Below are 23,381 nucleotides of genomic sequence, written 5' to 3'. Positions count from 1 at the left end.
GATCTTCCCGGGATCAAAACGGAAGGACCGGATTGCAGCACATCTTGTAAAGGATTCCTGATTCCGGTACCCCTTTACACCTGTATTATTCGTGTTCTTAATTATTGTCATTGGGAGCGAGAGCTATGGAAATTAATCAGGATAATGTAAGTAAAGTTATGAAATATCGCTGGGTTGTCTTTGTTATCCTTGCCCTTGCATATTTCTTTGTGTACTTCCACCGCGTGTCTACAGCAGTAGTTGCGACTGACATCATGAATACATTTGGAGTGGGCGCTGCCTCCATAGGACTGCTCGGGTCCGCATACTTCTATGCCTACACGGCAATGCAACTTCCAAGCGGGATATTAAGTGACAGCTGGGGTGTAAAAAAGACCGCTGCTGTCTTTACCCTGCTTGCCGCAGTCGGAGCCGTCCTTACCGGAGTTGCCTCCAACTTCACTATGGTCCTTATCGGAAGGGTATTAATAGGGATAGGAGTGGCAATGGTCTACATTCCTGTAATGAAGGTACTTGCCATCTGGTTCAAGAAGAACGAGTTTGCTTCAATGTCCGGAGTCCTGCTGGCAATAGGGAACATCGGTGCCCTCAGTGCGGCAGGTCCTCTTGCCATAATGGCAGCGGCCTTTGGAGACTGGCAGAAAGTCTTCCTTATGCTCGGGGTATTTTCAGCACTGCTTGCAGTAGCAATCTTTGTGCTTGTTAAGGATAAACCCGAAGATATGGACTGCCCGACCATTCCTGAAATCGAAGCCTACGAAAAAGGTGAAAGATACGTACCCCCGAAAGCCGTCGAAAAAATTCCGATGGGTGAAGCCCTCAGGCAGACATTCAGCTCCGGCATGAAGTTCTGGCCCCTTTCCATCTGGTTCTTCTTTATGTACGGAAGCCTCATGGTCTATCAGGGCCTATGGGGAGGCCCCTTTTTCAGGGACGTTCTCGGCTGGGATAAAGGGACCTATGCAGGTATCCTCTCCTTCATAGCAATAGGTATGATCTTCGGCTGTCCGATTGCAGGCTACCTCTCGGATAAAGTGCTCAAGTCCAGAAAGAAAGTCCTCATTGCAGGCACTGCAGTATACATAGTGCTCTGGGGAGTCATCTGGTCACAGGCAGGAAACATTACCAGTACCACCGCATACACCCTCATCCACTTCCTCTTCGGGTTCTTCGGAGGTTTCTTCATCGTATCCTATGCCCAGATAAAAGAATGGTTCCCGGCATCGATCGTAGGAACCGCAACAGGGGCATACAATATTTTCCCCTTCCTTGGAGGAGCCATCTTCATGACCCTGACCGGGAAGATGATGGAAGTCTCGGACGGCGCTGTTGCTTCCGTAGCCCAGTATAAATCCGTCTGGCTCCTCATGTTTGCCTGCATGGTCTTTGCCTTCCTCTGCCTGCTGGTCTCAAAAGAAAAAGGCGCAGAAAACACTGCTGCCCCCGTAAAAGTTACAGAAGCCGGGGATGCGCCTGTCGGGTCTCAGAGATAAGAAAATAAGGAAGGTATGGAGCAAAAATCAGGGAGAAAAGAAGCAAAGATAAGGAACGATATAGCAAAAATTTGGAAAAAATAAGAAGTAAAGACAGAAGAAACTGAGAGAAGACAGGTATCGGAGAAAGAGCTGGCTAAAAAACAATAATTATCCGTGTTTTCAGGTATGTAAGCCGGGAAATGGGAATGGCTTTATTCTCCGAACCTTCCTTTTCAGCCTTCGAATTATGAAATTCAAAATATGTCCATGTTTGAGATTTGACTTACAAAGTGTAAAACGAAGTGTAAAACCTCCAAGATTAAAAACGAGCACGAGGTCCTGGAGACAGAAAAAGAGTTTCCAGAGTACCTGAAAAACCCAGAGTATCTGAAAAACCTTAGTTTTCCAGACCTCGGTCTTCCAGAAAACACCCACATCCATTCAAAAATCAAGGTAAATGGTTCTTCGTGTATTTAGCAGGAACATTTCTTCCCGAAGTGTGCATAAGAATTTTTGAAAAGCAGAGTGGTTCCAGATGCGAAAATGCTTTTGTGCGAGTTTGCAGCAAAAACCTGCAAAGGCGAAGAGCTTCATTTACACACCTCCCGCAGGAGTCTCCAAAACTCTTGTGAAGTGTTTCACATCGATGGCAGTAAAACTTAGCTTTTCTAAGATGTGCTGTCATCATATATCCCCAGAGCAGGCAGTATGCCTGCAACCCCACCTCTGCGCAGGCACATATTGCCATTTTAATGTGCTTGCGCAAACTTTTTTACAGCCTATATCAGGAAAGATGGAGAAAATATCTGGAGAACGTGGAACTCCGGGCTAGCTGTTAGGCTGGCTGTTAGACTGGCTGTTAGACTGGCTGTTAATACCTAACTTCCGTTTTTTCAAGCGCACAAATTCAATTTTTCCATAATATTTCTTTTTGCTTTCTTGTGATTTCCATAACTATTACATCCCCATCTTGCAGTTATACTTTCCTTATATTTTCAAGTTTTAAGAGTAAACTTTCAACTGCATATTCTTCGATAATCTTAGTTTCTTTCATATATTGAGCAGCATCATTCTTATTATGAGTCCGATGAAACAGATAAATATGAATCCTTTTATTGTCGAATCTTTATGTGCCTAACTCATGAGTTCCTTAACACATTTAAGTGCCATTGTAGCCGGCATGATAAAAGGAATTTGTTCATCGAGCATCCTTTTGATTGTATATTTAGGGTTGTAACATCAACAGGTCGTGTCCTTAAATCATTGACTTAATATTATATAATTTTAAATCTGTTATTATTTGGAGGATCTTAATCACTTCTGAAATCGATTTTTCACAATTTTTTTGCTGGAACAAAGACTGCATTGATTATGGAATTAAAAATCAAGGAAATATAGTCCTTAAAGAGAGATATGGTAAAAACAATCACGTTCTACTTAATGTAAAACCTGTAAATGTTGTTTTAGTGAAACCAGAGGAACAATATTTTTCGAACTCAATACTCCTGATAAAGAAGTCCTAAGGACAATATCTATGCTTCCTGAAAAAGGCAGTATTCGTGGAGTTGCAAGAGCTACTGGACATAGTAAAGACACTATTTGTAGATGGCTTGAGATCGCAGGAACCCATGCAGAAGAAGTTACAACTTATTTCCTCAAAAATCTTAATCTTACGGGAGTAGAGGTTGACGAGATCTGGTCATACATAAAAAAAAGCAAAAAAATGTGACTGAAGAGGACTCTGAAGAGTGTGGTGATGTATATTCACTTACAGCAATCAAAAGCAACACAAGATTGCTTCTTTTCCATCATGACGGAAAACGTAGTACGGAGGATGCTATAGAGTTATTTAATGGAGTTGAGAAGATACGAGACGCATCTTCTCCTATTCCTGTATTATGCTATACATCACGAGAATGCCTTTTTCTTTATCCACAATCACAGAGAGATTTATTTGAGGGAGATCAAAACCATCTCTATTACATCCCGCATTCAAAGAGATTTACCAGTTGAGAGCAACTTAAGAAACTGGTAAGATCGTAAACTAATGTGCGTTTTGTTCCAAGATTTCTGAGCGTTTTGCCCGTAAATGTAGATGGGATGTCACCGTTACCTACTGAAAGTCAAAAGAAGGAAAACTCATGCGCAATTGCGCATGAATAGAGAGAACTCAGAAAGGATATGAAAATTATGCGCTTAAAATGTGGGGACTAAGGTTAATAACTTTTTGATGCAATCAGAATAATAACTTTTTAATATCAAATAATCCTATATTAGGTTGCTTATAAATTTCAAAGAATGTTTTCTGATTCTCTTCTGCTAATATTCAATGGCGTTGATCCTGTCAAGCTGTCGTTTTACCCTGAAGGGTTATAAGTCCTTGGTGATTGAGATTGGACCCATCTTGCCTGATAAAAACAATCTTTTTATCCGAAAAAAGAAAAAATGTACTGGTTCTTCTCCTGAAAGAAGGGCCAAAGAGCATCGATGAAATAAAAGAGGCTCTTGATGTCAACTCAAGTGCCCTTATGCCCCAGATTAAGAAACTTCTTAAATGGGATCTCGTAACCTACGACCCCGTTGAAGACAAATATAAGTTATCGGACATGGGAGTCCTTATTGTTGAAAAAATCGAGGAATTTCTGAATATTATCAACATTTATGTAGAAAATCATGAGTACTGGGAAACCCGCGACCTTAGTGAAATCCCGTATCATATGAGAAAAAGAATCGGAAACTTGAAGCATTGCGAGCTTCTGGAAGCAGACAGAGACTGTCTTTTTGAGTTCCATCCGACTTTTGTCGAAAAGGTCCTTACCTCAAAATATGTTATGATGACAAGCTCCACCTTCCAGCCCCAGACAGTCAGCATATTTTCAAAGCTCCTCCGGAATAACGCAAAAGTCTCTTTCGTACTTACGGAACAGGTTTTTGATAAGTTTTTTGACGATTTCCCGGACCAATTTAAGTGCTTCCTTTCCCATGAAAACATGAGTGTTTCCATGCGCAGCGGGCATATTGGCCCTCTTACTCTTGCTGTAACAGACACCTTTATGGCACTCTGGCTCTTTGACAAGAACGGGAGGTTCGACGGGACCACACTTATAAGTTACGAGGAAAGCGCTATCAAATGGGGAAGAGAACTCTTCACTTATTACTCCAGCATCTCAAATATGGTCTATATAAATTTGGATTCCGGAAAAATGGAGTTTACAGGCTATAATATCACAAAAGCAAACAAATTCTGAATTGTTTCAGAATTTTTTGTATTTATCGGTAGATTTCTCCCGGTTTACAATATTATAATTTGTGAAGATAAGAATGTACGCCTGAAAAAAAAGTATGTTAAACCAAGCTTCATCCGAAAAGAATATGTTAAATTTTACATCAATTGTCTTGCTAACAGGTAAAGTAAAAAGATCAGGCAAAGAAAAAGAAATAAATGCATCAATATCCCAAGGGCTACTTCTGAATCTACTTTGTTGTTGCTTAAATATGGAACGTTTTGTTTCAAAGTGGAGAGAAAATTCCTACGGACATCTGCCATAATTATGCAATAATCTCTCTCATATATAGAATTATAGTTTTGATTTAATCACAAAATTTTACATTATCAACGTGATGAATATTACCAAATGGGGCTTTACTGTACTAATTTAACTTTTGTAGAGAACACTAGAGATCGACAAGGAAAAACGGAAAAGGTGTGAAATCTAAACGAACTCTTCAAGAGAATGTGATAACTCGGAAAAATTAGACCTGTTTGGAGATTTCCCTTTCTCCGTAGATACATCCTTTTCTACCTGAAAAAAAGATGATCCAATTGAAGACAAAAAATTAGGTCCTTAATAATGTCCGGAGAATATAAGCTCGCTGAAATTTCAGCTTAAAGTTAACACATTTTGGAAACCCAACAGACTTACGCAAGACATTTACACAGATGGACTTCAGGGATATTTACGCTAAAATATGAAAAAGTGAATAAGTACAATTTTGGAGGGTAGGAAGTATTCTTGAGAACTTCGACACTATTAAAAATGCCCTGACTTGAGACAAAACAAATATTGTTTTGATAATATTCTTATTTTTTGTTGATTTTGTTCCTCATGCTTTTCAGAAGTTCAGACTGATTAGTTATTAATATGTGAAATAAAAAAGTGCTCCATATGCCGATTTTGAATACGGAAAAGAAAAATACGTGGGAATAAAAGAAAGAATGTAAATACTAGTTATTTCTAAATAAATCATGTAGTTATAGAAAAATATTTAATGAAGAATTTTTTAGTATCAAATGAAAAAAAATCAATAGATCGGGAGGACAAACTTTGAAAATAAGGGTTGTGAGTTCAAGAGAAGAAATCTTTACATTGAATCCAAACGAAAGAATAGTTCACCTGGCATTCAGGCCTTCAAACAAGGATATTTTTTCCCTGGTCGAGAACTGCCCGAAGATTGAGGTAATACAGCTTCCGAAATCATACAGGCGCACGGTCTCAAAGTCCATAGAAATGTTCCTTGAAATGCAGCGCATCCAGCTCATAGAAGGAGATGTCTGGGGACACAGGAAAGATATAAACGAATACTACCGCATTCCTTCCTCTATAATTGAGGAGATAAAGGAATTGAAAATCGAAGGTAAGTCCACTGAGGCTATCGAAGAAAAAGTCTCAAGGGAAAGCAAACTTAATCCTGAAATGGTTGCATACATCCTCAGAAAGGATATTACTGCATGAGCCTCTAAAATAAATTTACAGGCTCTTCCCATTTTATTTTCGTTTAATTTTTATTGCTTCGTAATTTTAATTATTGATTTATTCGTGTTACTTTTTTAAATAAAGGATCTTATAGTTTCATTACTTTTCAAGTTTAGTTACTATTTTATTTTAATTACTTCTTATTTTTAATTACTTATTATTTTTAATTACTGTCATATTACCATTGTCTTGTAACTTTTTATAATGGCGCCTTTTTTAATAATTCGTCCCATAATAATACCCATAAAATGCGATAGAGAGAAATTTCTGGATAGAGCTTCTTTCCAACATGAAAGTGTAAAAGTTTTTCAAAGCTGATACGATAAATTTTTCTAAATTGTTATATCAATTCTTGAGAACTTATCTCATTAGTGAGATTTCAATAAACGGCTGGAAGAGTTTATTCATATAATTCATTGAAATCCCTATATCTAGAATAACCAAGATTTGCATCAACGATATCGAGTTTTCAGGTTTGACAAGAAGGATGAATGCATTAGTTTCCATAAAAAGGTATGGATACCCTCATCTGCCGAAAATCTATCTGTTGACCTGATATTCCGTATAAGTACTCCAGGCTTATGAAATGAATGCGGGGAGAAACCACCGTATCCGAATGAGAAAGAACTATCTTCATTGTGAACATCCTGAAACGCTACACACCTGCAATGTAAGTCATGAATCTGGAGTAAAACCCGATAACCCTGGAAATTCCATAAAGAATTCAAAAAACTTCCTGAAATATGCCCGTGCCGTGAAATTCAATCTTCAAGTAAGTATTTTTTTACCCCTTTCCAGAGAAATCCCTTCGCCAGATCCTCTACCGGAAACGGTCGGATTCCTTCCATTCTCTTTTCGATTTCCTTGAGGTCATACCCTTCCTTCAGGATGATGAATTTGAATGCCCCTGCACTAAGGGCTTTCCCGGGACAGCCGTAAATACATTTTAAGCATAGAAAACAATCCTTTCCAAAGACCGGTTTTCCTTCCAACATATTGATGTTGTTTGCAGGGCATTTTTTTTCACACCAACCGCAGCCACTGCAGTTCTCATTTACCTGAATTCTTTCCCCAAAGAATTTGGTCCCTTTTTTTTCCAGCTCCCCAAACATGGAGAATATGCGGTCTATGAAATTGGGCTCGGTTCTGCGCACAACGCCTGCTAGCAGGTCATCAGCTATACGCTCAACCTTTGAAGGCAGGATCTCAAGCAACCGGATAGCCAGCATATCATCGGTTTTCACCACCCAGTTTGAAGGCATAACTATCATCTTTTCATAAACAACCCGGTAGTTCTTTTTCTCCAGTTTGCGTATAGAGCTTACTCGGCAAGCAGTATTGGGGGTTATTTCCCCACCCCCAGAAACGGATATTACAGCCGCTGGAACGATTTCATTATTCTCGGAAAGGCTGTCAATCCACTGATATACAATCCCGGGAGCATTGAAAGCATGTACAGCAAATAATAGTACCAGGAGGTTCTCTTTATCTCCGGTAGGGAGATTTCCGGCCCTTATCCCGAACCTGACGACAGATACCCCTCGCCTCTCCAGTTCCTTCTGGAGAGCACCTGCAACCCGAGCTGTGCTTCCGGTTCCTGAAAAGTAGGCTATTTTGACTATACGAATTTTTCGCGGCATTTCCATGATAGAGTTCCTTGAATGTGGAAAAAGAAGGCAATTTACCTGTTATATAGAGCTGGTTTCAGAAATATAAATCTTCATGAACGAGGATTCTAATAAATATTCTGCAGGTAATCAAAAAAGAGCCCAGAAGAATAAAAAGTCTCAAGCTTTAAGTTAGAGATTAGATCCCGATATATAACCCCGGTTATATCCGATCTAATCTCCAGTAAAACACCTACTGATATGCTTTATCCTACTTGAATTTAAGCAAGAGTTTCCTTTGTCAGGAGATAAGCGACCATTTCAGGATTCAGCTTGCTTTCTCGTGAAACCTTTTTCTCAATCTCCTCCGCGGACTTGCCTTCGATTTTTAATTCCTTAATTTTTTCAATCACTGAAGATGGAATTGCGTAATATTCGTTTATATCTTTCCTGTGCCCCCAGACATCTCCTTCAAGAAGCTGGATGCGCTGCATCTGCAGGAACATCTCTATAGATCCTGAAACAGTGGCCATATAAGATTTGGGTAACTGAATTACCTCAATCTTCGGGCATGTTTCAACCAATCCAAAGATGTCCTTGTTTGAAGGTCTGAATGCCAGGTGAACTATTCTTTCGTTTGGATTCAATGTAAAGATTTCTTCTCTTGAACTGACTACTCTTATCTTCATGATATTCTCCTCAACTGTTGAGGTCTTTTTTTATTGTATGTAGATACAAGCTAGGTTTACTTATTATAAATAATTATCTCATTAAACTAATATTATTTAGATAGTATTCAGACAATGCCAGTTGTATCAAACCTACAAGAAAGATCTTAAATTGCTATAAGAAGGGTCAAAACGGCATATATAAAGTCAGATATTTAAATTTTACTCTGGATTTTGCCTTTCTTCATACTATAATTTTTTTTAAAAACTAATCAAATTATTTTTACATTTAATACCTTTTAGATTTATAATTAAATGGAACCTTCCTCGAGAGTAAAAGAGAAATTTAATGCAGGGCCTGTTCCTGAAGGAAAAATTCCTGAAAAAAGAAATGATAAGTGAGTTAAACTCAGATATAATGAGTTTATTTCCCATTTTTTAGATCTAAAAGAAAATTTTAGACCTGACAGAAAAGTAGACGTGGGAAATCCATATTCTTTTTCTGGAACCCTGCAGCGTTCCTGTGCCCCCCGCCTCCGTATTGCTGAGCAATTTCGGCACAATCGGGGGAGTCAGGATTCCCCGAATCCGACCTCAGACTGAATACCACCATATCTTCCACAGCCTGCCACATGATAGCAATATCATATTCAGGCATCCTGTAGATGAATTCTCCGAGCTCGGAGATACTTCCGGTAGTGTTCACAAGCCTGGCTCTCCAGTTATGGAAAGTGCAATCTACCCCGCGTTCGAATGCTTTCCGAAGCTTGTAATTTTGAGATTCCAGGAGCAATTTACCGAGAGATATCATCTTATTTACAGTATCCTCGCATTCGGACCCGGAACCAAGAAGCACTTCCCATGCCGGATCCTCAGGAGTTTTCACCATCAGACTGAAGCCAGCGCTAAAAGCCCTGGTCTCGGCGTATTCAAACTTCCACATGTCTTTGTCCCCGATATAGGCAACGGCTGCAGGAGGTGAAAGAGTTTCAGGATGCGTGTACTCCCATGTAAGTACACAGGCTGCCTTTTTGATAGACCTGATTCCCGGGATATTGCCCGAATTCCAGAGCTCAGGAAATTTCTCGATGGCAGTTTTATGATGATCTATCCATGTAAGTTTAGGCCCGCAAACCTTTACGAATTCATTCATTTTATCGCTTGTAAAATCAAGAAGCCACACTTTTTCAGCTGCCCCTATTTCCTCCTTATTCCAGGATTCCTTGCCGTAATTTATAGCAACAAACTTTATGGCAAATTCATTTCGATCATAGTAATTTCCAGCAACGGCGGCTGCACAGTATCCATCATTGTCATCGTGATAATAAATTAAAATCGTGCGTTTATCATCTGTCATTTACTGTTCTCCCTTACTCTATATGATCTCCTGTAAATTATACCAGTTGCCCAAAATTTGTTTAGTTGTCATATTTATTTTATTTTATTTTATTTTATTTTATTTTTATAATTGAATTAAGCTCGTAACAAAACCAATTTTATTTTCACATCTTAACAGTTTCAGAACTATTTCCATAATCGGAAATTCGATTGATCAACTGGATTTGATAATTCAAAGGTGCAATTTTGAGTTTTGTGATCAGCTCATATAATACCTGTTTTTTAGATCAGGTAGTTGTCAGGGAGTGATTTTTAAAATTATTTTACCGGATAATTTTATCAATAGCAGATAAAGAATTAACCTATACTACGGGGCTTTTAGGGGGCTTGCCTGAGAGTATTTTATTTCAATTCCTTTGGACAGGAGATCAGATAAATAAAGATTTAATGGGAGTATTGGTGCCTGCTTTGAAACAGGGCTGAGGACGCTGTTTTTAAGTACGGTTGTGGAGGTATGACCGTTTTTGACCTTACGGATGAAACGAACTCAAAATCCAGATGTGAAAACTGATCGCTGAATTGGAGAAATCCAATTAAAATTTGCGTGCCGAAAATATGACACTAAACCTTGCCGGAATTAAGGACTTATCCGAAAAGTGGTTACCTGCTGAAACTTTTACAATATGTAATATGCAAAACCAGAACGGATACTCTGATATTATAGATCCATTGTGATTTTTCAACATGCATTTTGACTTTTCGGATAGGCTCTAAGTGCAAAATGACCGAAGGGAAGCTGCTGTGCAGCGGCTGCACAGTATAACGTAAAGGGGGTAAGCAAAATGCAAGATGATATGCGATTGCCTGTCTTTGCAGAAAAAAAAGACAGACAGCTGATCTATAAGCCTGAAAGATGCATTGGCTGCGGGACCTGTGTACAGGCATGCCCTAAAGGTATCCTGGCAGTGGGGGCTGTGGGAGCTGTAGTAAGAGGATTATTGGATGCGAATTTTCTGGAAATGAAGGAACGTGAAGAATGTATTGCCTGTGGTATTTGTGCGAGAGTCTGTCCCACCGGGGCTCTTGAGTTGAGACAGGAAGGAAAAACTCTCAATGACAGATCCTATCTTTTTGAAGCCATGAAACCAACAACAGTAAACGAAAAATGTGTTCACTGCGGGCTTTGCGAAGATATCTGCCCTCAGGGCTGTATTGAGGTAACCCGGGAGATTTCACCCGACGGAAAGCTGAAGCTTGTAGGAAAAACCGATATCGATACAGATTGCTGTGTCCACTGCGGATGGTGTGCTGCTGTCTGTCCTGTTAATGCCATTGTTGTGGAAAAGCCCTTTGAAGGGCGCTGGACCGGGAGCGAAGATACCTGCCGGACCTGTCACACCTGTGTGGAAGTTTGTCCTGCAAATGCCATTTTCAATAAAAAAGCCAAATTCGGAGAAAAAGTAGAAAAGATCAGTCACCGTCCTGATGCGTGTATTTACTGTGGAGCCTGTGCGGTTTCCTGTCCTGTAAACGCTATTGATGTCCGAAAAACTGCAATTCTGCCGGATGTAGAGAAAAAGAGTGTTCTTGAGAAAAAACTGCTTGAAGTCCCCGTTCCTGAGGCTCTGCTCCGTACCTGCCTGGAAACGGATAAGTATGCGTGCCTGGGCTGTGGGAACTGTGTGATTGTCTGCCCTGTAAATGCCCTCTATAGCCGTGAACTTGCTTCCGGGTACCTGAACGATATGGACGAAAAAGCTCTCCTTGAGGTTAAGAACGGCATAATTTCAGTCGTAAACCAGGACGTGTGCGGAGCAGACGGAGCCTGCGCCATGATCTGTCCTGTTAATGCTATCTGGCTTGTGAAAAGAGAGGTGAAATAAATGGCAGGAACAATTGCAATCAAGAATGGATACGTCTTTGATCCCCTCAATGAAATTAACGGGGAAATTATGAATATTTTCATCAGAGATGGAAAAGTTGTAAAAGAGCTTTCTGCAGCCGAAATTAAAGAATCAAAGATTATTGATGCTTCTGGTATGACGGTAATGCCTGGAGGCGTTGATTCTCACTCTCATGTTGCAGGCCCAAAGGTCAATACCGGAAGGATGATGCGCCCTGAAGACCATTATAAAGAAAATCTTAAGAAGACTTCACTAACTCATTCAGGTTCGGGTTACACTGTTCCTTCCGTTTACAAACAGGGGTACGATTATGCAGCAATGGGTTACACAACAGTATTTGAACCTGCAATTCCTCCTCTTGAAGCTCGCCATGCCCATGAAGAGATGCATGCAACTCCACTCCTTGATATGGGAGGATATCTGGTACTGGGAAACAACTTCTTTTTGATGCGCTATCTCAGGGATGGAGAACTTGAAAGAGCGGCTACTTATGTTGCCTGGATGATGAAGACCCACAAGACCTACGGGATCAAATGTGTTAACCCTGCAGGCGTCGAAAACTGGGCCTGGGGTAAAAACGTAAGCGATCTTGACGAAGCCAACATTCACTTTGAGATTACTCCAAGAGAGGTTATAAAGGGACTTGCTGAGATCAACGAACGCCTCGGTATGCCAGTACCTCTCCATCTACATGCAAACAACCTGGGGCACCCTGGTTGCTATACAATTACGAAAGATTCTCTCAAAATTCCCGATGGCGTAAAGACCAGACAGAACATGGACGTGGAATGGGCAGAAACCAAAATCGACCCTTCAAGGGACCGCTCCATATATCTTGCCCACCTGATGTTCAACGGTTTCACAGGTACTACCTGGGCAGACTGTGAGTCCGGTGTTAAAGACATTGCAGATTACATCAATAACAGGGATCACGTAGTAATTGATAGCGGCTGCACTCCTTTCGGAGAAGCCACAGTTATGACAGGAGACGGACCCGCCATTCACGACCTTTACACCCTTACAGGAAACAAGTGGTCAAACACCGACATTGAGATGGAGTGCGGGTCAGGTGTCATTCCCTTTACCTATCTCAAGTCCAACCCTGTACACAGCCTGCAGTGGGCAATGGGGCTTGAATGTCTTTTGCTTATCAATGACCCCTGGAAGACGATCATGACCACGGACAGCCCCAACGGTGGGCCGTTTACCAAATATCCTGAGGTGATGACCTGGATAATGTCCGAGGCTTTCAGGAAGCAGACCTTCGGTGAATGCCACAAGTGGGCAAATGACAGGAGTGCACTCGGAGGCGTAAACCGTGAGCTTTCCCTCTATGACCTTGCGATCCTGACCCGGGCCAATCCTGCCAAGACAATTGGCATGGCTCACAGAAAAGGCTCTCTCGGAGTGGGCGCGGACGGAGATGTTACAGTCTACAACTTAAACCCGCAACAGCTTGACGCAAATAACTACGAAGCCCTCCTCCAGGCCTTCAGAAAGGCGGAATACACTGTAAAGGGCGGTGAAATCGTGGCGGTTAAAGGAGAGATTGTCTCCCTGCCTGAGAAGCGGACTTACTATTCCGAAGTTCACGTAGAAAATGAGCGGGAAAAGGAGATGCTGGCTGACGTGAAGGAATGGTTCAGGTACTATACCCTGGGCTTTGCCAACTACCCTACTCCAGAGAAATACCTGGCAAACCCGACTCCCATACAGGTAAATTGTGAGAGGTGAAGGCATGACAGAGGGAGTACTTATTAATAAAATGACCGAAACCGGAAAAAGTGCCGGAGAAATGGAAGAAGTAACGCTTATTCCTAAAAAATCAATTGACATTAAACTGGAAGCAGACGTGATTACTCCTGACTCCTTTGCAGGCAAAAGTGCAGAAGAAATAGGAATGCTTTCCGTCTGGCAGGGGCCTACAACCTATCCTCTTTCCGATTTCTTTGAAGTAACAGGCAATGCAGGCAGTTCTGCCGCCGAGACCCTGGTCCGCATAAAAGGCGATGCAATGAGGATCAAAAGGATCGGAGAAGGCATGAGTGCAGGTAAAATTGAAATTGAGGGCTCTGCAGGTATGCATGTCGGGACCGGGATGAAAGGAGGCGAGATCGTCGTTTACGGAGATGCCGATTCCTGGGCTGGCATGGAAATGCTTGGTGGGCTCCTTCACATCAAGGGCAATGCCGGGGACCATGTGGGCTGTGCTTACAGAGGCAAGTGGCACGGCATGAAAGGCGGGTGCATAATTATCGGAGGCTCGGCCCGGCACCAGCTCGGCGGTGGCATGGACGGCGGCGAAATTCTGGTGGAAGGCAATGTTGAAGGCTTCTGCGGGATTCGCCAGAACGGCGGGCTCATTGTCGTAAAAGGCGGGGCTCTTCGCACAGTTGGAGTGGAAATGGCAGGCGGAACCATAGTTGTCGGGGGAAAAATTCAGCGCTTCTCCCCGGGTTTCGAATTTGTGTCCATGGAAAACAAAGTCACTTCGGGTGAGACTGAGATAATAGGCGAGTTTAAGAAGTTCACAGGGGACTATGCGATCAGCAAGAGGGCAAAAGGAGCTCTCTATGTGTCTGCAGATGCAAACCCGGAGCTCTGAGGTGAGAGTTATGGAAGTATTACTCATTACCGGAAGTACGATTGACGAAGGCAGGCTTGCCAAAGGGGGGGACAAGTTCACGGATGATTACACCATGGAGTGTGCATCCTGCTGGATTTCTCCTGCGGATTTCGTGTCCCTCTGTTCCCCTGCTAAAGTAAAGGTAACAAGCAGGGACGGGAAACATTCGATTGTTGTTTATTCTAAATGTACGGATTCGGTCCAGCCTGGACAGGTGTTCATGCCGAGGGCTATCTGGTCGAATGTTGTCATCGATCCCGATACCCTTTCCACGGGTTCCCCTCTCTATAAGGGTGCCCCGGTAAATGTTGAGCCCTCGGGAGAAGAGGTTCTCAGCGCCGAAGATGTAGTGCTGAAAGTTTATATCGGAGGGCAGTGAGCATGATTTACAAAAACATAGTCTGTCCTGTGTGCGGGGCAGCCTGTGATGATATCCAGGTTGAGTACGGGGACGGAAAGATTGAGGCCAGAAACGCATGTAAAATGGGGAATGCCAAGTTCAAGGAAGTCGTAAGTTCCCACAGGATCAGGCAGCCTCTTATCAAAGATGGTGGAAAACTGACCCCTGCAGCCTGGGACGAAGCTCTCGAGAGAGCTGCCGATATCCTCGTCTCGGCAAAGCGCCCCCTCCTTTTCATGGGCAGTGAGACTTCCTGCGAAGCTCATGAAATCGGGCTCAAGATCGGGGAATACCTGGGTGCGCTTGTCGACTCCAATTCAACTGTCTGTCACGGGCCAACAGCTATGGGGATTCAGGAAGCGGGGAAAGTCGGTGCAACCGAAGGGCAGAAGAAAAACAGAGGCGACCTCATTGTCTACTGGGGAACCAATCCTCTCGAGTCCATGCCCAGGCAGATGTCCAGGTACGGGGTTTTCCCGAGAGGTTACTGGACCAAACGCGGGCGTTTTGACCGTACGGTCATCACTGTGGACCCGAGAAGAACTCCTACGGCTGTTGCTTCCGATCTGCACGTGCAGCTTAAACCGAACTCTGATTATGAACTGATAAGTGCACTTCTCACTCTGCTTCACGGAAAAACCCCTCATCCCTCAGTAGAAGAGATTACTGGAGTGCCTATTCCTGTTATAGAAGAGATGCTTGATATAATGAAGGACTGCAACTTCGGGGCTATTACAGTAGGTCTCGGGCTTGCATCTTCAATGGGGAAATACAGGAATTCCGAAATTGCCATGAATCTGGTAAAGGAACTGAACAATTATGCCAAGTTTACTCTTGGAGCTATTCGCGGCCACTGTAATGTTGCAGGCTTTAACCAGATTGCTTCGTACATGTATGGTTACCCCTTCGGGCTTGACTTTATGCGCGGGCACCCGCGTTACAATCCGGGTGAATATACAACCGTGGACGTACTCCGAGAAAAGGATGTGGATGCAGCCCTTGTGGTGGGTGCTGACCTTGTAAGCCATATCCCTGCTGACTGTGCAGCTTACCTTGGAAAAATACCTATGGTCTGCGTGGATATTACTCTGTGTCCGACTACAGTTGTTTCAGATGTAGTGCTTCCGGGTGTTATCGATGCCATGGAGTGTGACGGAACCTTCTACAGGCTTGATGATGTGCCAGTACACGTTGAACCTTTCACAAGCCCACCCTTCGAATTCACTCAGAGCAACGAAGACACCTTAAAACAGCTATTTGAGAAGATTAAAGCAAGAAAATAGTCATTTACAGGTTATTTCTTTCTGCAATAAGAAAGTTGAAAAAAACAATAACTCGAAATTTCCCGGACCTTTGGTAAATGAAAAATTAGCATGCAATAACAAGGATTTGCGCAGCTGGATTGGGAATATGGTAGGGAATTTCGAGAAACATCCTATTTAATTTTATTTTTATATATTTTTTGTGTGTAATTCTCAAACTCTGAGGCCTCTCTTAGAGGCTGTATTAAAATTCAAACCATTTCTACATTTGGATAATGATCGTTGTTGATTTTTAATTCAGATTGTAAATTCATTAGATTAATAAGATTAGATTTACTCGCTCGATGTATAAAATCAAATATATCAGACATCATGGTTAAAATTTATACTTTAGATATTTAACGGTTTAATGCTACATTTTTCAGTACAAATGAGTAGTATACTAAGTAGTATACTATCACTATTGCAGAATCAATTTAATATTAAGAAACATTATTATAAATTTTACAGTCTCTTCATTTGGTTGCAGCCATTATGGCAAGGTTGCGAGACTTCCACAAGCAATCAACATATCTAAACCCTGCTGCCTTCATATCATGGAATGTCTCCCATAACGTTCCGGGCTTATCGCCCATTTTTTGGGCATTTTCCAGCCGATTAAGCTTCAGCTCATCAAAGGTCCATTCCTGTCCAAGTTTTTCTTTAAGGCGTATAACCAGAGAAGATATGCTGTTATTAAACTCCCATTGATCAATAATAAGAGAATCTTCCCTAAAGAGATCCCCGTTTATGAATAAACCCTGGTCTTTCAGGACTTTATGGATATCGGAGTACAACCTGGTTCTGTTTTCAAACTCCACGTGATGTATAGAAAAACAGGATACAACAGCATCAAATCCCCTATCTTCGGTTATGTCTAAAATCCCTTGATTTAAATTCTGTTTAACTACAGTTATATTTCTATCATCCCTGAACCTTTCACTACTCCGCCGTATCATTTCATCAGAAAAATCAAGCATAAGAACATTGGCGTTGGGCTTTAACTTCACAATTTCAGCGGTCACATCGCCTAAGCCGCAGCCCAGATCAATCATCTTAGGGTTGATGGCTGCCAACTCTGTTGCAAGCCTTGAAATAATTGACAGCATTTCTCTCCTTTCAGGTATAATTATATCAGCCATCAGAGCATAATTTTCAGCAGCTTCTGGATTAGTCCATCCTTCCATACTCTCTTTCTCCTATATCTAACGATATTTCTCCGCTCAATTATAAATCTCTCTTGGAGATTGTATTACTTTCATCAGCTTAAACCCTGAAACCTTCTAGCAATCTCTTTACAAGGTTTGAAACTAGATCTTGAGTATTTGAATCAAACTTCAGCCCGTAATATCATGAAATTAGTAGCTTGAAAATTAAATTTCAGCCAAAAAAAGAAAAATAAGTAGGATTTTTAGGACTTATATATTTCAAATAGTGATTCTATATGCTGTAGAAGACTATAGTTATAAATGCCCACATCCACAATGTCACTTCTTTATGTGAAAAAGTGGGACTTTAAACCAAAAAAGAAAAAAGCCTCGGGCGGGATTTGAACCCGCGACCTCGTCCTTACCAAGGACGCGCTATACCCCTAAGCCACCAAGGCACTGTTGCTGTAAGAGCATCTCCAAAATATCATACTACAGATATAAAGGTTTCGACTGAGAGGGACTGTAAACGGAAAAAAGCCCTTTACTGTTTGAAAATATATATGAATATGCACAAAACAGAGAGGGAATTGCAGGGAAAATTACCCGTCTCTTTAAAAAATATTTTTTAGTAGAACTCTGATTTCAGAGTTTCCAGCGTTCATCTATGGGGAAGCGCTCGTTGATCCACATAAGGACATGGTTGTTGTGGACTATTTTGTAGGTACGGGAGAGGATGGGGATTCCATCAAAGGTGGGTTCGCCTTCAAGGATTTCGAGTTCTACCATGTCTCGCCTGGTTTCGAGGTTGTGGCTGCGCAGGATGCGGCCGATTGGGATGTCTGCCCGCATTAGCTGGTCCCGCATGGTCTTAGGCATGCGTTCCAGAGGGGAGAGTGACCTTGCATGGACCAGAACTGTGTCTTCGGCATAGAGCCGGACGGTCCTGTCATTTACCTCGCTGCCTTCGTCTACCCCGAGAAGGTCAGCTATTTCCTTATCGGCTTTGACCACATATTGAGACTCGGTTTTTACACTGACCGGTCTTCGGGTCATTATTTCAAGAAGAAAAGTTACGGAACCGTCAGTCCCACAGCAGACCCGGAGGCAGGTGGGAATTTCGAGACTTTTCAGTTTTTCAAGGAAATTTCCTTCCAGAACTATACCTCCAGGTAAATGCTGCAGATATTATTGGCAATATTAGATAAAAATGAGTAGTCAGGAGGTTATGCTTTTCCGACTTCCTTTTTCGCCATTTTCAGGCGCTCTTTTGCCGTATACCCGGTAGCTTTTAAGAGAAAATCCCGGTAGGCTTTGTTGGTCTGCAGAATCGTGTCATCATCCTTTACGGTAACATCGGAAACCGTGTCCACACAGAGCTTTTTGTTCTCTACCCAGACCGTTATCTTTGACATTGCCCCATATGAGGTCTCGAAGCGGTCCCCATTCCGGGAGATTTCGACAGGGAAGCATTCCTGCATTACCTGATAGATTCTTTCAGGTTCGGGTTTAAACCCGCGTTTTAACTTATATTGCTGCATTACTATCCTCCAATAAGATATTTTCATCTCAGATAAAGTTTGCTCAGAATTTCTTTGCCTGGAACATACAGGAATAACCCGGAGCAAGCGGAATATCTCATCCCGAAAGGCGGCTTTTTCTTCAGGGATCAGAGCCATGCATTTTTACTTCAGGTATACTCGCAAAATTTTGAGCTACTCAAGTTGATTTTTCGGGAAACCGAATTGGTTCCAGAGCAGATAACCACTTATTATTAATTAGAATATTAGAGTTAATCAGTATTAAATTAATTATAAATATGTATTTGCCACACCTTATAATACTGTATTTAAATACATTGATGGCCAATTTGTATTTGATTGGTATTATATATGAGGAATTATATGTTTATATTATGGGGAAGAGAGGTCCTAAACCACAATTTACTGACGTTGCCTGTCCTAACAAAGGCTGCAAGCTCTACGGCCTTACTGGTCAAGGCAATGTTACTGGAAATGGAACTTACATAAGCCGTGGAGAAAAAACAAGAAGATATCGTTGCCATGCATGTGGCAAAGCATTTTGCAACCATACAGGTACTTTTTATCATGATCTTCGCAAAGATGATAAAACAATTGATTTAGCTTTAAAGATGTCTATGAAAGGAATGAGCATTCAAGCTATTGCCGATGTTTTAGAGGTACAACCTGCCAGCGTAAAGCGCTGGCTATCCCGTGCAGCTGAACAATGCGATAAAGTAAATGATACTATGATGAAGAACGTAGATGTGTCAAAGGTAGAAATGGATGAACTATGGGTTATAATCCAAAAAAATATTCCCCACGAATGAAAAATTATGAAGATGATGGGCCCTGGATGTGGGTATCTTTTGCACCAGGTTGCAGGCTAATTCTTGACTTTGTAATAGGTCCAAGAAAGCAGTATGTTGCAGACAAAACTGGTTGAGTTAACTATCAAACATCTTCCAGATAAAATCCCTCTTTTTGTCACAGATGGGTTGAACTTTTATAAAGAAGCTCTTTTAAAACAATTTGGAGTTTTGATAGAGTTCCCAAGAACTGGGAAAAGAGGAAGACCAAAGAAACCAAAAATCGTTTCCTCTGAGGATTTAAGGTATGCACAGGTAGTAAAAACAAGAAAAAATGGAGTACTTGAGAAAGTAGAGAAGAAAATCATTTTTGGAGAAGACATTGAACAAAGCGAAATATCAACAACTTTACTGGAAAGACAAAACCTAACCTTCAGGCAGGATAACAACAGAGTGTCAAGGAAAACAATAGGGTTTTCAAAAATGAAAGAATGGTTAGAAATACAGATGAAGCTCTATTGCACGTATTTTAACTTCTGTAGAGGGCATGGAGGATTAAGATACAAAGATGAAAGAGGGGTTGAATGCAAAAATACACCTGCAAGAGAAGCAGGGATTACAGAGTCAAAGTGGACTTTGAAGGAAATACTGACATTTAGGTGTTTCAAAACATCAATCGGATAAAGATGGACCATCAATACATTCATACGTTATTAAATAACTATTAAATACGGTTGCAATCAGCCAGATGCAGCTTTTATAAGGATTACAGGAATTATAAGGATTTTAGGCCTGAAAACAGGATCTCCGAGTCAAAAACAGAAGTATTTGGAGTAAAAAATGAAGTATTTGGAGCAAAAACAGGAAACCGGAGTTAGAGAATAGCAGGCTTAGTCTCCGGCTTAAAATGTATAACTTAATCCGGAACTGCCGGATATCTTACTTATTTCTAAAAGATTGAACTGAAATAAAAGGAGATAATAAACATGGTAAAACTTCCTGCAGATGTAAAAGAAGCACTTGCAAATCAGCAGGTTGCTTCCCTGGTGACAGCAGACAAGAACGGAGTGCCAAACGTATGCCTGATGGGTTTTGTGCAAGCAAGAGATGATGAAACCATAATTATGGCAAATGTTTTCTGGAAAAAAACTGAGGCAAACCTGAAAGAAAACCCGAAAGCTGCCCTCAGTGCGTACATGCCTCCGATGAAAGCCTACCAGATAAAGGGAAATGTTGAACTTATCAGTGAAGGGCCTCTCATGAATGAGGTTATCGATTGGGTCGCCTCAAAGATGACAAACCTTAAACCCAAAGGAGCTGCCCTTCTCCACGTGGAAGAGATCTACAGTGTAAGTCCGGGACCTACCGCAGGGGAAAGGATAGCATAAGAATAACGAAAACATAGACCTCAAACTTTCAGAGACCTCAGACTTTCAGAGGCCTCAAACTTTTTTCATTTTCACGCTTCCTGGAAAGGAGCTTACTCTTTCGGGTTAATGATTTTAAAGAGTTTAACTTCAGCATCTGATCTTTGTTACTGCGACACGGATGATAAGAAGCAACCATTAAGAAGCAACCATAAATAGGATTATACTTATCATGATTCATGCACAAAGAGAGACAGGACTGGAAAACTTTTATCCAGAACAGGAGATATGGCCTTAGTTTGAAATCATTCTGTATACAGATCAATTGCTTTAATTGACCAATTGATTTGATCGATTGCCCTGATCGATCAGCTACTTAAATCGATCAATCACTTTAATAAACAAGTTACTTTAAGCCCTTAATCTCTTTAAAAAGGAGACAAGAATTAAGTCGCTTAACTCTATTTGAATTAGCTTACTATCTTCTTACTAATGGAAAATAAGATCCAAGAACTGCAATCAATAAAGGAAGGTGACCCCGGATGCACAAAACACTCAATCTTGATGATTTAATTGCCAAAAAGAAGCAAGAAAATGCTGAGAAAGGTTCCGAAATGGAATATGAAGAGCTCTACGACCTGATTATCCCCCCAGGAACGGTTGTGTCCATAATCTACGATATGGTGGAAGAATTTGAGCTTGAACCCATAACTCGGAAGATGCCCGTAAGTATTGCAAACAGTGAAGAAAGAGAGATTCTTGTCCTCCGCGGGCCTCTTGAAAAGGTTCAGGCTGCGGAAGAATTTCTCTATAAGGAAATGAAAGCCTGGATTGAAGATAAGTAACTTCAGGAGTTCCCGACCAGAGAGGAATTAAAGTAGTGGGAACAGGTGCTGGAGAAGTGAAATAAAAACTTTCCAGCAAAAAATATTTTTTCTTTGAAATCAGTATAAAACATGTGGGAAGGTCCCGATTATTCGGAAACTATACCTGTTTCGGAAACTATACCTGTAATACTATCTTTGGAAAAGTCAAAAACGGTTACTCTGCCTGTTTTATCGTACATATCGAGTTTTGAGCCCTCTTCAATGATTCCTATAACTGCAGATGTGAGCCCCGCTTTTTTAAACACGTCCACGCACTCTTCTGCGTTTTTCGAGCCCGCAGTAAAGACATAACCTGTTCCGGGGTGGACTTTAAGCCACTGCTCAAAGTCCACATCTACCGGCCTTGGAACCTTTTCCAGATCCACGGAAGCTCCTACCCTGCTAGTCTCGCAAAGCATTCCGAGCGTGCCTATTATCCCGGGGTTACTTATATCCTTGCCGGCGCTTACAAGCTTTTTCTTTGCGATTTCCTGAGTTACAAGATAATTTTTTCTTAACACCGAAGGTTCCTTAAAAGAAGTAGTGTCCCAGCTGTAAGGGGAGTTCGGGCCGATTTTCCCGTCCATATCATAAGCTGCAATTACCAGATCACCGGGCTTTGCTGTATCACTCCTGATTACGCAGTCCTTTTTGACAATCCCTATGATAGCAACGGAAAGGGAATTATACCGGGTGTCGGGATGGACGTGCCCTCCTACCACAGGGACTCCGAACTTTCTGACCCCCTCAGCCAGCCCTTCCATCAGTTCCCTGCAGGCCTGAGGAGAATTTGCAGAGGCAATATCCACCATGGCGAGAGGTTTTCCGCCCATGGCTGCAATATCATTTATGTTAACGACCACAGCCCCGTACCCTGCCCACCAGGGACTTGCATCCAGCAGCCTCCCCCAGATGCCATCCGCTGCAAAGAGGATAACATCATCTCCTCCAATATCGATCACCGCAGCATCGTCCCCGAAATCAACGATAGCGTCCCCATATTCCGGGCGGACGGCTTCGAAAATGGAAACTATATCTTCAATCTGTTTTTTGCGGGTAACCCCTTCAAAACTTTTTATCCTTTCGGCTAGCTCTTCCAGACTCAATTAAAGGCTTCCTGTTTGTTTTTTAATTGTATCAATACTGATTAACAAAAATTCATAATAATATAACGATAAACTGATGATAAACTAGTGGTAAGGTCGCGATTATTCTTCCTTAATTATTCTTCCTTAATACCAGGGAAATTCAAAGCATTAAGGTCAGTACGTAATTAGGGTTATCCTTTATTTGTTTTGTTCTTTGACCCAGAAAAGGGAAGCGACAGCTTTTTATTAAATTATTATCTCCTAATATGTCTACCCAATATAATTTCGGCTCTATAAAAATCCCAAATTGCTGAAATAAGGAGTGAAAAACATGGTAGCTAAAATCGACGCAGACGCCTGCACAGGCTGTGGAAGCTGTATAGATGAATGCCCTGCAGCTGCAATTTCCCTCAGTGACGATGAGATTGCAGTTGTAGACGAAGATGAATGCCTTGACTGCGGGGCATGTGAAGATGCCTGCCCGAATGGGGCAATCACCCTCGAGTAACG

Annotated in this window: 18 protein-coding genes, 1 tRNA gene and 4 pseudogenes; 13 read left to right on the top strand and 10 right to left on the bottom strand. The window is 41.6% G+C overall.

Annotated features, from left to right (window positions below):
- Window positions 1-125: 125 nt before the first annotated feature.
- Window positions 126-1,493: an MFS transporter gene (locus MSSIT_RS18500; RefSeq protein WP_231590002.1), complete on the top strand. Its 1,368-nt coding sequence runs from the start codon at window positions 126-128 to the stop codon at window positions 1,491-1,493.
- 875 nt (window positions 1,494-2,368) lie between these two features.
- On the opposite strand, the pseudogene MSSIT_RS25870 reads toward MSSIT_RS18500, so the two are convergent.
- Window positions 2,369-2,603 (bottom strand): annotated as a pseudogene (locus tag MSSIT_RS25870) (IS1634 family transposase); the annotation flags it as partial.
- Between the two features lie 406 nt (window positions 2,604-3,009).
- On the opposite strand from MSSIT_RS25870, the gene MSSIT_RS18490 reads away from it, so the two are divergent.
- Window positions 3,010-3,204 carry a hypothetical protein gene (locus MSSIT_RS18490; protein ID WP_048173937.1) on the top strand — a complete coding sequence of 65 codons (195 nt, stop codon included), beginning with the start codon at window positions 3,010-3,012 and terminating at the stop codon, window positions 3,202-3,204.
- A 168-nt stretch (window positions 3,205-3,372) separates the two neighbouring features.
- On the opposite strand, the pseudogene MSSIT_RS25865 reads toward MSSIT_RS18490, so the two are convergent.
- Window positions 3,373-3,592: pseudogene (locus tag MSSIT_RS25865) on the bottom strand (IS1634 family transposase); the annotation flags it as partial.
- Between the two features lie 276 nt (window positions 3,593-3,868).
- Here MSSIT_RS25865 and MSSIT_RS18485 point away from each other — a divergent pair.
- On the top strand, window positions 3,869-4,723 hold the full coding sequence (locus MSSIT_RS18485; RefSeq protein ID WP_048173936.1) for a helix-turn-helix transcriptional regulator: 855 nt from the start codon (window positions 3,869-3,871) through the stop codon (window positions 4,721-4,723).
- 1,077 nt (window positions 4,724-5,800) lie between these two features.
- A complete protein-coding gene (locus MSSIT_RS18480; protein ID WP_048173935.1) occupies window positions 5,801-6,208 on the top strand; it encodes a DUF1699 family protein in 408 nt (135 codons plus the stop codon).
- Between the two features lie 782 nt (window positions 6,209-6,990).
- Here the strand turns inward: MSSIT_RS18480 and MSSIT_RS18475 are convergent.
- From MSSIT_RS18475 to MSSIT_RS18465, 3 genes are all read right to left on the bottom strand, one after another.
- Window positions 6,991-7,869 (bottom strand): EFR1 family ferrodoxin, encoded by an 879-nt coding sequence (locus MSSIT_RS18475; protein WP_048175076.1) that lies wholly within the window; start codon window positions 7,867-7,869, stop codon window positions 6,991-6,993.
- 248 nt (window positions 7,870-8,117) lie between these two features.
- Window positions 8,118-8,525 (bottom strand): DUF1699 family protein, encoded by a 408-nt coding sequence (locus tag MSSIT_RS18470; protein WP_048173934.1) that lies wholly within the window; start codon window positions 8,523-8,525, stop codon window positions 8,118-8,120.
- A gap of 436 nt (window positions 8,526-8,961) precedes the next feature.
- Window positions 8,962-9,861, bottom strand: a complete 900-nt coding sequence (locus MSSIT_RS18465; protein ID WP_048173933.1) for a DHH family phosphoesterase — start codon at window positions 9,859-9,861, stop codon at window positions 8,962-8,964.
- Between the two features lie 793 nt (window positions 9,862-10,654).
- On the opposite strand from MSSIT_RS18465, the pseudogene MSSIT_RS18460 reads away from it, so the two are divergent.
- From MSSIT_RS18460 to MSSIT_RS18440, 5 genes and pseudogenes are all read left to right on the top strand, one after another.
- A pseudogene (locus MSSIT_RS18460) lies at window positions 10,655-11,725 on the top strand (4Fe-4S binding protein); the annotation flags it as partial.
- A complete protein-coding gene (locus MSSIT_RS18455; protein WP_048173931.1) occupies window positions 11,726-13,480 on the top strand; it encodes a formylmethanofuran dehydrogenase subunit A in 1,755 nt (584 codons plus the stop codon).
- A gap of 4 nt (window positions 13,481-13,484) precedes the next feature.
- Window positions 13,485-14,351: a formylmethanofuran dehydrogenase subunit C gene (locus MSSIT_RS18450; protein WP_048175075.1), complete on the top strand. Its 867-nt coding sequence runs from the start codon at window positions 13,485-13,487 to the stop codon at window positions 14,349-14,351.
- Window positions 14,352-14,361: 10 nt separating this feature from the next.
- Window positions 14,362-14,751 carry a molybdopterin dinucleotide binding domain-containing protein gene (locus MSSIT_RS18445; protein ID WP_048174417.1) on the top strand — a complete coding sequence of 130 codons (390 nt, stop codon included), beginning with the start codon at window positions 14,362-14,364 and terminating at the stop codon, window positions 14,749-14,751.
- A gap of 2 nt (window positions 14,752-14,753) precedes the next feature.
- Window positions 14,754-16,055: a formylmethanofuran dehydrogenase subunit B gene (locus MSSIT_RS18440; protein WP_048173930.1), complete on the top strand. Its 1,302-nt coding sequence runs from the start codon at window positions 14,754-14,756 to the stop codon at window positions 16,053-16,055.
- A 494-nt stretch (window positions 16,056-16,549) separates the two neighbouring features.
- Here the strand turns inward: MSSIT_RS18440 and MSSIT_RS18435 are convergent, their stop codons facing one another.
- From MSSIT_RS18435 to MSSIT_RS18420, 4 genes are all read right to left on the bottom strand, one after another.
- Window positions 16,550-17,260, bottom strand: coding sequence for a class I SAM-dependent methyltransferase (locus tag MSSIT_RS18435; RefSeq protein ID WP_048173929.1), 711 nt, complete (start codon window positions 17,258-17,260; stop codon window positions 16,550-16,552).
- A 347-nt stretch (window positions 17,261-17,607) separates the two neighbouring features.
- Window positions 17,608-17,679 (bottom strand) — tRNA-Thr (locus MSSIT_RS18430).
- A 187-nt stretch (window positions 17,680-17,866) separates the two neighbouring features.
- Window positions 17,867-18,340: a chorismate--pyruvate lyase family protein gene (locus tag MSSIT_RS18425; protein ID WP_331456197.1), complete on the bottom strand. Its 474-nt coding sequence runs from the start codon at window positions 18,338-18,340 to the stop codon at window positions 17,867-17,869.
- 107 nt (window positions 18,341-18,447) lie between these two features.
- Entirely contained in the window at window positions 18,448-18,762 is a 315-nt protein-coding gene (locus MSSIT_RS18420; protein WP_048175073.1) for a DUF5611 family protein, read from the bottom strand.
- A 374-nt stretch (window positions 18,763-19,136) separates the two neighbouring features.
- Between MSSIT_RS18420 and MSSIT_RS22620 the strand changes: the two are divergent.
- The 3 genes and pseudogenes from MSSIT_RS22620 to MSSIT_RS18400 all read left to right on the top strand — a co-directional run bounded on the left by MSSIT_RS22620 (window position 19,137) and on the right by MSSIT_RS18400 (window position 21,762).
- Window positions 19,137-20,234, top strand: a pseudogene (locus MSSIT_RS22620) (IS1-like element ISMac25 family transposase).
- Window positions 20,235-20,536: 302 nt separating this feature from the next.
- Window positions 20,537-20,938 carry a pyridoxamine 5'-phosphate oxidase family protein gene (locus MSSIT_RS18405; RefSeq protein ID WP_048173926.1) on the top strand — a complete coding sequence of 134 codons (402 nt, stop codon included), beginning with the start codon at window positions 20,537-20,539 and terminating at the stop codon, window positions 20,936-20,938.
- A 521-nt stretch (window positions 20,939-21,459) separates the two neighbouring features.
- Window positions 21,460-21,762, top strand: a complete 303-nt coding sequence (locus MSSIT_RS18400; RefSeq protein WP_048173925.1) for a hypothetical protein — start codon at window positions 21,460-21,462, stop codon at window positions 21,760-21,762.
- A gap of 128 nt (window positions 21,763-21,890) precedes the next feature.
- Here MSSIT_RS18400 and MSSIT_RS18395 read toward each other — a convergent pair whose 3' ends face one another.
- On the bottom strand, window positions 21,891-22,889 hold the full coding sequence (locus tag MSSIT_RS18395) for a methanogenesis marker 2 protein (RefSeq protein ID WP_048173924.1): 999 nt from the start codon (window positions 22,887-22,889) through the stop codon (window positions 21,891-21,893).
- A 313-nt stretch (window positions 22,890-23,202) separates the two neighbouring features.
- Here MSSIT_RS18395 and MSSIT_RS18390 point away from each other — a divergent pair, with 313 nt between their 5' ends.
- Window positions 23,203-23,379, top strand: coding sequence for a 4Fe-4S binding protein (locus MSSIT_RS18390; protein ID WP_048173923.1), 177 nt, complete (start codon window positions 23,203-23,205; stop codon window positions 23,377-23,379).
- Window positions 23,380-23,381 lie beyond the last annotated feature (2 nt).

Origin of the sequence: Methanosarcina siciliae T4/M, assembly GCF_000970085.1 — an archaeon.
Taxonomy (GTDB): Archaea; Halobacteriota; Methanosarcinia; order Methanosarcinales; family Methanosarcinaceae; genus Methanosarcina; species Methanosarcina siciliae.
The sequence above is the reverse complement of the archived record's forward strand: the minus strand, read 5'-3'. Positions and strand labels throughout refer to the sequence as shown.

Excerpts from the sequence above, each read along its gene's own strand:
- MSSIT_RS18440 (WP_048173930.1), top strand. The coding sequence starts at position 14,754 with ATGATTTACAAAAACATAGTCTGTCCTGTGTGCGGGGCAGCCTGTGAT.
- MSSIT_RS18435 (WP_048173929.1), bottom strand. The coding sequence starts at position 17,260 with ATGGAAGGATGGACTAATCCAGAAGCTGCTGAAAATTATGCTCTGATG.
- MSSIT_RS18450 (WP_048175075.1), top strand. The coding sequence starts at position 13,485 with ATGACAGAGGGAGTACTTATTAATAAAATGACCGAAACCGGAAAAAGT.
- MSSIT_RS18400 (WP_048173925.1), top strand. The coding sequence starts at position 21,460 with ATGCACAAAACACTCAATCTTGATGATTTAATTGCCAAAAAGAAGCAA.
- MSSIT_RS18405 (WP_048173926.1), top strand. The coding sequence starts at position 20,537 with ATGGTAAAACTTCCTGCAGATGTAAAAGAAGCACTTGCAAATCAGCAG.
- MSSIT_RS18445 (WP_048174417.1), top strand. The coding sequence starts at position 14,362 with ATGGAAGTATTACTCATTACCGGAAGTACGATTGACGAAGGCAGGCTT.
- MSSIT_RS18390 (WP_048173923.1), top strand. The coding sequence starts at position 23,203 with ATGGTAGCTAAAATCGACGCAGACGCCTGCACAGGCTGTGGAAGCTGT.
- MSSIT_RS18500 (WP_231590002.1), top strand. The coding sequence starts at position 126 with ATGGAAATTAATCAGGATAATGTAAGTAAAGTTATGAAATATCGCTGG.
- MSSIT_RS18470 (WP_048173934.1), bottom strand. The coding sequence starts at position 8,525 with ATGAAGATAAGAGTAGTCAGTTCAAGAGAAGAAATCTTTACATTGAAT.
- MSSIT_RS18465 (WP_048173933.1), bottom strand. The coding sequence starts at position 9,861 with ATGACAGATGATAAACGCACGATTTTAATTTATTATCACGATGACAAT.
- MSSIT_RS18420 (WP_048175073.1), bottom strand. The coding sequence starts at position 18,762 with ATGCAGCAATATAAGTTAAAACGCGGGTTTAAACCCGAACCTGAAAGA.
- MSSIT_RS18455 (WP_048173931.1), top strand. The coding sequence starts at position 11,726 with ATGGCAGGAACAATTGCAATCAAGAATGGATACGTCTTTGATCCCCTC.
- MSSIT_RS18490 (WP_048173937.1), top strand. The coding sequence starts at position 3,010 with ATGCTTCCTGAAAAAGGCAGTATTCGTGGAGTTGCAAGAGCTACTGGA.
- MSSIT_RS18475 (WP_048175076.1), bottom strand. The coding sequence starts at position 7,869 with ATGCCGCGAAAAATTCGTATAGTCAAAATAGCCTACTTTTCAGGAACC.